This window comes from Kitasatospora sp. NPDC048286, assembly GCF_043201735.1.
Classification (GTDB): domain Bacteria; phylum Actinomycetota; class Actinomycetes; order Streptomycetales; family Streptomycetaceae; genus Kitasatospora.
Map to the genome: position 1 here is coordinate 776,522 of NZ_JBICZE010000002.1, position 7,814 is coordinate 784,335.

Genomic DNA, 7,814 nt, shown 5'->3' on the forward strand with positions numbered 1-7,814 from the left:
CCCCCACTGGAGATGGAGTCATGCCACCTGCCCGACACCGGCGCACCCGCGCCGTCCACTCGCTGCTCGCCGGTGCGAGCGCCGTCGCCGTCGGCCTGAGCGGGCTCGTGCTCGCCGGCGGCACCGGAGCCCACGCCGCCGACACCGACCTGATCACCAACGGCGGCTTCGAGGCCGGGAACCTGTCCGGCTGGACCTGTTCGAGCGGCGCGGTCCAGAGCGCCACCACCCACTCCGGCACGTACGCCCTGCAGTCCACCCCGGGCGGCGGCGACACCGGCGAGTGCACCCAGACCGTCCCGGTGAAGCCCTCCTCCTCGTACACCCTGAGCTCCTGGGTCCAGGGCTCGTACGTCTACCTGGGCGCCCGCGGCACCGGCGGCACCGACCCGAGCACCTGGACCCCCGGCGGCACCGGCTGGACCCAGCTGAGCACCAGCTTCACCACCGGCCCCAACACCACCAGCGTCACCGTCTACCTGCACGGCTGGTACGGGCAGCCGGCCTTCGCGGCCGACGACGTCTCGCTGCTCGGGCCCGGCGGACCGCAGCCGTCGCCGAGCCCGACCGCCACGGCCTCACCCAGCCCGACGCCCACCGCCACGGGCAGCCCCTCCCCCACCGCCACGTCCACCGGCAGGCCGCCGAACCTGCCCAAGCACATCCTCACCGGCTACTGGCAGAACTTCGACAACGGCGCCACCGTCCAGCGGATCAGCGACGTCCCGGCCGCCTACGACATCATCGCGGTCTCCTTCGCGGACGCCACCGCCACCCGCGGCGGCCTGAGCTTCACCCTCGACCCCACCCTCTCCTCCCGCCTCGGCGGCTACACCGACGCCCAGTTCAAGGCCGACATCGCGGCGAAGCGGGCGGCCGGGAAGCGCGTGGTGCTCTCCATCGGAGGGCAGAACGGCACGGTCTGGGTGGGCGATTCCGCCTCCGCCGCGAACTTCACCGGCACCGCCTGGGCGCTGATGCAGAGTTACGGCTTCGACGGGATCGACATCGACCTGGAGAACGGCATCAGCTCCACCTACATGGGCCAGGCCCTGCACGCCCTGGCGGCGAAGGCGGGAAGCGGGTTCATCCTCACCATGGCCCCGCAGACGATCGACATGCAGTCGACCGGCATGGAGTACTTCAAGCTGGCGCTGAACGTGAAGGACATCCTCACCATCGTCAACATGCAGTACTACAACTCCGGTGCGATGAACGGCTGCGACGGGAACGTCTACTCGCAGGGCACCGAGAACTTCCTCACCGCGCTGGCCTGCATCCAGCTCAAGGGCGGGCTGCGGCCCGACCAGGTGGGCCTCGGGGTGCCGGCCTCCACCAGCGCCGCGGGCGGCGGGTACCTCGCCGCCGGCACGGTCAACAGCGCGCTGGACTGCCTCGCCTCCGGTACCAACTGCGGCAGCTACAAGCCGGACGCCACCTGGCCTGGCATCGGCGGCGCGATGACCTGGTCGACCAACTGGGACGCCAAGGCGGGCAACCCGGTCGCGAACACCATCGGTTCGCACCTGCACGCCATGCCGTAACCGGCGCGACCGGCCTGCCGGAGGCCCGGGGTCAGACCCCGGCCCGGGCCTCCGGCACGTGCGCGGCGCCACCGTGCCGACGCCGCAACTCGGCCGTGATCTCGGCCAGTTCACCGTCGGGCAGCAGCGGCAGCATCATCGCGACGCCCTGCAGCAGACCGCCCAGCAGGAAGGTGGTGTCGGGCGTCGCCGCCACCAGGCCGCGGACCTCGGCCACCTCGCCGGCCGCCACCGCCTCGATCAACTGGGCGGCGTTCGCGGTCTCCTCGTCCACCTCGACCGCGCCGGTGTCCTCGGGGGCGCGCCGGGCCATCGCCCGCAGCACCTTGTCGCCGACCTCGGGGGCGTACGCCTTGCGGACGGCCTCGGCGGCGATCCAGGCGAGCAGGGTGGCCACCTCGCGCTCGGCGTGCTCGGCGAACAGCAGGTCCAGCTCGTGGTCGAACGCGATCTGGTTGCCGTGCCGGAACGCGAGCAGCAGGGTCGCCGCCCTGGCCTTGGCCTCCTCGACCGCCTCGGCAGGCAGTTCGTCGGCCAACTCCTCGGTCACCACCACGCCGTGCCCTCCCGTCCGTCGCTCAGCAGGAACGCTCAGCAGAAACTCCCATTCGGAAACTCCGTGCACACGGTACACAGCTGACCTGCAAACTTCCGCGAACGCGCGCGGGCAAGACCGGAATCAATTCGCTCGGAATAGGACCTCACCCGGTCGCAGGATGATAATTCGCCGGAAGGGAGCAATGTTGCTGGGCTATTAGGCGTAGTGAAAGCGACCCAGAAGGCGGCCCCGGAAGGCGGCCCGGAAAACGCCGAGGGCCGCACCCCGCGCGTCGCGGAGTACGGCCCCTTCGGCGGAACCGGCGGCTCAGCCCTGCGGCAGCGCCGCGAGCTGGGCGGTGATCCGGGCGATGTCGGCCTCGGCGGCCTCCTGACGGCCCCGGATCTTGGCGACCACCTCGTCCGGCGCCTTGGCGAGGAACGCCTCGTTGCCGAGCTTGGCGGTGGTCTGGGCCTTCTCCTTCTCGGCGGCCGCGAGGTCCTTGGCCAGGCGCTTGCGCTCGGCCGCGACGTCGATCGTGCCGGAGAGGTCCAGCGCGACGGTGGCGCCGGCGACCGGCAGCGAGGCGGTGGCCGCGAAGCCCTCCTCGGGGACGGTCAGCCGCAGCAGCGAGCGGATCGCGTCCTCGTGGACGGCCAGCACGGTGCCGGCCAGCTCCAGCCGGGCCGGGACGCGCTGCGCGGGCTGGAGGCCCTGGTCCGAACGGAACCGGCGGACCTCGGTGACCACCTGCTGGAGCGTGGCGATCTCCGACTCGGCGGCCGCGTCACGGTAGCCGCTGTCCTTCGGCCACTCGGCCACGACCAGCGACTCGGCGCCGGTGAGCGCCGTCCACAGCGCCTCGGTGACGAACGGGACGATGGGGTGCAGCAGCCGCAGCGTGACGTCCAGGACCTCGCCGAGGACCCGGCGCGAGGCGTCCGCCTGCGGGCCGCCCTTGCCCAGGGTGGTCTTGGAGAGCTCGACGTACCAGTCGAAGACCTCGTCCCAGGCGAAGTGGTACAGCGCGTCCGTGGCCTTGGCGAACTGGAAGTCGTCGTACAGCGCGTCCACCTTGGCGACGGTGGCGTTCAGCCGCGACAGGATCCAGCGGTCGACCGCGGTCATCTCCTCCGGCGCGGGCAGCGGGCCCTCGACGGTGGCGCCGTTCATCAGCGCGAAGCGGGTCGCGTTCCAGATCTTGTTGCAGAAGTTGCGCGAGCCCTTGACCCAGTCCTCGCCGATCGGCACGTCGGCGCCCGGGTTGGCACCGCCGGCCAGGGTGAAGCGGACGGCGTCGGCCCCGTAGGCGTCCATCCAGTCCAGCGGGTCGACCGCGGTGCCGGAGGACTTCGACATCTTCTTGCCGAACTCGTCGCGCACCAGACCGGTCAGGGCGACGGTCTTGAACGGCGCCTCGCCGTCCATCGCGTACAGGCCGAACATCATCATCCGGGCGACCCAGAAGAAGATGATGTCGTGGCCCGTCACCAGGACGTCGGTCGGGTAGAACTTCTCCAGGTCGGCGGTCTTCTCCGGCCAGCCGAGCGTGGAGAACGGCCACAGGCCGGAGGAGAACCAGGTGTCCAGGACGTCCGGGTCCTGGACCCAGCCCTCGCCGGTCGGCGGCTGCTCGTCCGGACCGACGCAGACGACCTCGCCCTCGGGGCCGTACCAGACCGGGATCCGGTGGCCCCACCAGAGCTGGCGCGAGATGCACCAGTCGTACATGTTGTCGACCCAGTCGAAGTAGCGGCGCTCCAGCTCCTTCGGGTGGATGTCCACCTTGCCGTCGCGGACGGCGTCGCCGGCGGCCTTGGCCAGCGGCTCGACCTTGACCCACCACTGCAGCGACAGCCGCGGCTCGACCACGGTGTGGCAGCGCGAGCAGTGGCCGACCGCGTGCATGTACGGACGCTTCTCGGCGACGATCCGGCCCTGCTCGCGCAGCGCGCCGACGACGGCCGAGCGGGCCTCCAGCCGGTCCATGCCGAGGAAGGGGCCGTGCACGGTGATCGCACCGCGCTCGTCCATGACGGACAGGTTGGGCAGGTCGTGGCGCTGGCCGATGGCGAAGTCGTTCGGGTCGTGGGCCGGCGTCACCTTGACGGCGCCGGTGCCGAACTCCGGGTCGACGTGCTCGTCCGCGACGACCGGGATCTCACGGTCGGTCAGCGGCAGCTTGATGGTGCGGCCGACCAGGTGCTTGTAGCGCTCGTCCTCGGGGTGGACGGCCACCGCGGTGTCGCCCAGCATCGTCTCGGCCCGGGTGGTGGCGACGATGATCGAGTCGTCGCCCTCGCCGTAGCGGATCGAGACCAGCTCGCCCGGCACGTCCTCGTGCTCGACCTCGATGTCGGACAGCGCGGTGAGGCAGCGCGGGCACCAGTTGATGATGCGCTCGGCGCGGTAGATCAGGCCGTCGTCGAAGAGCCGCTTGAAGATGGTCTGGACGGCCTGGGACAGGCCCTCGTCCATGGTGAAGCGCTCGCGCGACCAGTCCACGCCGTCGCCGAGGCGGCGCATCTGGCCGAGGATGCGGCCGCCGTAGCTCTTCTTCCACTCCCAGACCTTCTCGACGAAGGCCTCGCGGCCCAGGTCGTGCCGGGACAGGCCGGCCTCGGCGAGCTGCTGCTCGACCTTGTTCTGGGTGGCGATGCCGGCGTGGTCCATGCCCGGCAGCCAGAGCGTCTCGTAGCCCTGCATGCGCTTGCGGCGGGTCAGCGCGTCCATCAGCGTGTGCTGGAAGGCGTGGCCCAGGTGCAGGACGCCGGTGACGTTCGGCGGGGGGATGACGATGGTGTACGCGGGCTTGTCGCTGTTCGCGTCCGCGGCGAAGTACCCACGGTCTACCCAGCGCTCGTACAGCTCGCCCTCTACGTCCGCGGGGGTGTAGGTCGTCGGGAGGGTTGCTGCTTCGTCCCCGGCAAAGGTGCTCACGGGGCGCTGGTTCGTCGTGTCGGTCACGACGCACAGTTTACGTAACGGGGGGGAGGGTGACGAAACGGCTTTCGGCGCGCCCGGGCGGGCCGCCGCCGGACGGCCCCGCCCGGCACCGTGCGGTAGCGTGCCCGAAAACCCGTCCGGTGGACCGGACGGGACCGGAACGACCGGAACCACGACAGGCCGCGGGTGCGGCGGGGGAGCACGAACGCAGATGTACGGCCAGGGACAGCAGTACCCGCAGGGACAGCCGCAGCCTTACGGCGGCCAGCCGCCGCAGTACGGGGGGCAGCCGCCCCAGTACGGCCAGCCGCCCCAGCAGCCCTACGGCGCACCCCAGCCCCCGTACGGCCAGCCACAGTACGGCCAGCCGCCGCAGCAGCCCTACGGCGCGCCCCAGCAGCCGTACGGTGTGCCGCCGCAGGCGCCGTACGGCCAGCCGGGCTACCCGCCGCCGCCCCAGCAGCCCAAGGGCAGGAGCGGCCTGGTGATCGGTCTGGTGGTCGGCGCGCTGGTGCTGGGCGGCGGCGGCTTCGCCGCCTGGAAGTTCCTCGGCAGCTCCGGCGGCAGCGACTCCGGCGGCAGCTACAAGATCTCCACCCCGCAGAACCTCCCGGAGGGCTACGTCCAGAAGACCGCCAAGGAGGAGGCCGTCGACCCGTCCAAGCCCGACGCGAAGGACGCCGACAAGTACGGCAGCAACCTCCACGTCGTGGTCGCCACCTACAACAAGGGCGGCGACCCGACGGACGGCATCTCGGTGGCCGGCCTGTACGGGACGATCAACGACCCCGACCAGATCATCGAGGACTCCAAGAAGGGCGGGTCGGGCCTCTCCTGGAGCACTCCACTGGCCGACTTCCCGGCCCAGGACGGCCACGCCTCCAACGGCCGGCTCTCCTGCGGCGTCTACACGCTGCAGGCCCTCAAGACCCAGTCCACGGTCTGCATCTGGGCGGACAAGTCGACCTACGCCCGGGTGACCTTCACCAAGGTCTCCGCCGGCGGGGGCGCCCAGGCCCTCACCGTCACCCAGGCCGCCGAGCGGACCCGGGCGATCCGGGACGCCATGAAGGTCGCCAGGTAACGCCCCCGCGCGCACGAGGAGGGGCCCCGCACCGGATCCGGTGCGGGGCCCCTCTCGTATGCGGGTCTTCGGGTCAGGCGCTCTTCTCCCGGCGCTCGCGCTTGATCATGTCGCGCGGCACCAGGGTGGGGATGGCGTGCTTGGAGACCACGTCACCGGTGACCACCACGCGGGCGACGTCCTGGCGCGAGGGGACCTCGTACATCACGGACATCAGCACCTCCTCCATGATGGCCCGCAGTCCGCGCGCGCCGGTGCCGCGCAGGATCGCCTGGTCGGCGATCGCCTCCAGCGCGTCCCGGGAGAACTCCAGCTCCACGCCGTCCAGTTCGAACAGCTTGCGGTACTGCTTGACCAGCGCGTTGCGCGGCTCGGTGAGGATCTGGAGCAGCGCCTCGCGGTCCAGGTTGTGCACGCTGGTGATCACCGGCAGACGGCCGATGAACTCGGGGATCATGCCGAACTTCACCAGGTCCTCGGGCATCACCTGGCGGAAGTGGTCGCTGGCGTCCGACTCCCGCTTGGAGCGGATGTTGGCGCCGAAGCCGATGCCCTTGGCACCCGCGCGGCCCTCGATGATCCGCTCCAGGCCGGCGAACGCGCCGCCGACGATGAACAGCACGTTGGTGGTGTCGATCTGGATGAACTCCTGGTGCGGGTGCTTGCGCCCGCCCTGCGGCGGCACCGAGGCGGTGGTGCCCTCCAGGATCTTCAGCAGGGCCTGCTGCACGCCCTCGCCGGAGACGTCCCGGGTGATCGACGGGTTCTCGCTCTTGCGCGCGACCTTGTCGATCTCGTCGATGTAGATGATCCCGGTCTCGGCCTTCTTGACGTCGTAGTCGGCCGCCTGGATCAGCTTGAGCAGGATGTTCTCGACGTCCTCGCCGACGTAGCCGGCCTCGGTCAGCGCGGTGGCGTCCGCGATCGCGAACGGCACGTTCAGCATCCGGGCCAGGGTCTGCGCCAGCAGCGTCTTGCCGGAGCCGGTGGGGCCCAGCAGCAGGATGTTGGACTTGGCCAGCTCGATGGCGTCCTCGCGGCCGTTGCCACCGCTGCGGCCCGCCTCACCGGCCTGGACGCGCTTGTAGTGGTTGTAGACGGCGACCGACAGCGCCTTCTTGGCGAGGTCCTGGCCGACCACGTACTGGTCCAGGAACTCGTAGATCTCGCGAGGCTTCGGGAGTTCCTCGAAGCGCACCTCGGAGGTCTCGGCGAGTTCCTCCTCGATGATCTCGTTGCACAGGTCGATGCACTCGTCGCAGATGTACACGCCTGGGCCGGCGATCAGCTTCTTCACCTGCTTCTGCGACTTGCCGCAGAACGAGCACTTGAGCAGGTCGCCACCGTCTCCGATGCGTGCCACGAGGTGCTTCCCCTTCGCCAGGGGCCCCGCAGGGTTCCGGGGCCTGGTGCTGTGGACCGTCAACGCCGACGGCGCTCGGTCTCGCTATCCGACGGTACTCTGCCGGGCCCGTGATTCCGTCCTCTTCGCCAGGTCTGCCCTACGCCCTGGGCGAATTGATACCGAACAGATGCCGTCGCACGGGCCCGCCGATGGGCCGGGGGGGGGGGGGGGGGCCCCGGGGGCCCCCCCCCCCCCCCCCCCCCCCCCCCCCCCCCCCCCCCCCCGGGGGGGGGGCCCCGGGGCGGGCGGCCCCCCCACGCCCCGCGGCCGGGGGCCCAAGGGGGCCCCGGGGGCGGG

The 7,814-nt window shown here is 71.1% G+C and carries 5 protein-coding genes; 2 read left to right on the forward strand and 3 right to left on the reverse strand.

Going from position 1 to position 7,814, the window contains the following annotated elements; translation table 11 throughout:
* Positions 1 to 20: 20 nt before the first annotated feature.
* The gene (locus tag ACGF13_RS07850; protein ID WP_392870005.1) at positions 21 to 1,544 is read left to right on the forward strand and encodes a chitinase; all 1,524 of its coding nucleotides are present in this window, start codon (positions 21 to 23) and stop codon (positions 1,542 to 1,544) included.
* Between the two features lie 31 nt (positions 1,545 to 1,575).
* Here the strand turns inward: ACGF13_RS07850 and ACGF13_RS07855 are convergent, their stop codons facing one another.
* Positions 1,576 to 2,100 (reverse strand): hypothetical protein, encoded by a 525-nt coding sequence (locus tag ACGF13_RS07855; protein WP_392870008.1) that lies wholly within the window; start codon positions 2,098 to 2,100, stop codon positions 1,576 to 1,578.
* 309 nt (positions 2,101 to 2,409) lie between these two features.
* Positions 2,410 to 5,049, reverse strand: coding sequence for a valine--tRNA ligase (locus tag ACGF13_RS07860; protein WP_392870011.1), 2,640 nt, complete (start codon positions 5,047 to 5,049; stop codon positions 2,410 to 2,412).
* Between the two features lie 190 nt (positions 5,050 to 5,239).
* Here ACGF13_RS07860 and ACGF13_RS07865 point away from each other — a divergent pair, with 190 nt between their 5' ends.
* A complete protein-coding gene (locus tag ACGF13_RS07865; RefSeq protein WP_392870014.1) occupies positions 5,240 to 6,112 on the forward strand; it encodes a hypothetical protein in 873 nt (290 codons plus the stop codon).
* A 73-nt stretch (positions 6,113 to 6,185) separates the two neighbouring features.
* Here the strand turns inward: ACGF13_RS07865 and clpX are convergent, their stop codons facing one another.
* Positions 6,186 to 7,475, reverse strand: coding sequence for an ATP-dependent Clp protease ATP-binding subunit ClpX (clpX, locus tag ACGF13_RS07870; protein WP_045696864.1), 1,290 nt, complete (start codon positions 7,473 to 7,475; stop codon positions 6,186 to 6,188).
* Between the last annotated feature and the right edge of the window lie 339 nt (positions 7,476 to 7,814).

Excerpts from the sequence above, each read along its gene's own strand:
- ACGF13_RS07850 (WP_392870005.1), top strand. The coding sequence starts at position 21 with ATGCCACCTGCCCGACACCGGCGCACCCGCGCCGTCCACTCGCTGCTC.
- ACGF13_RS07865 (WP_392870014.1), top strand. The coding sequence starts at position 5,240 with ATGTACGGCCAGGGACAGCAGTACCCGCAGGGACAGCCGCAGCCTTAC.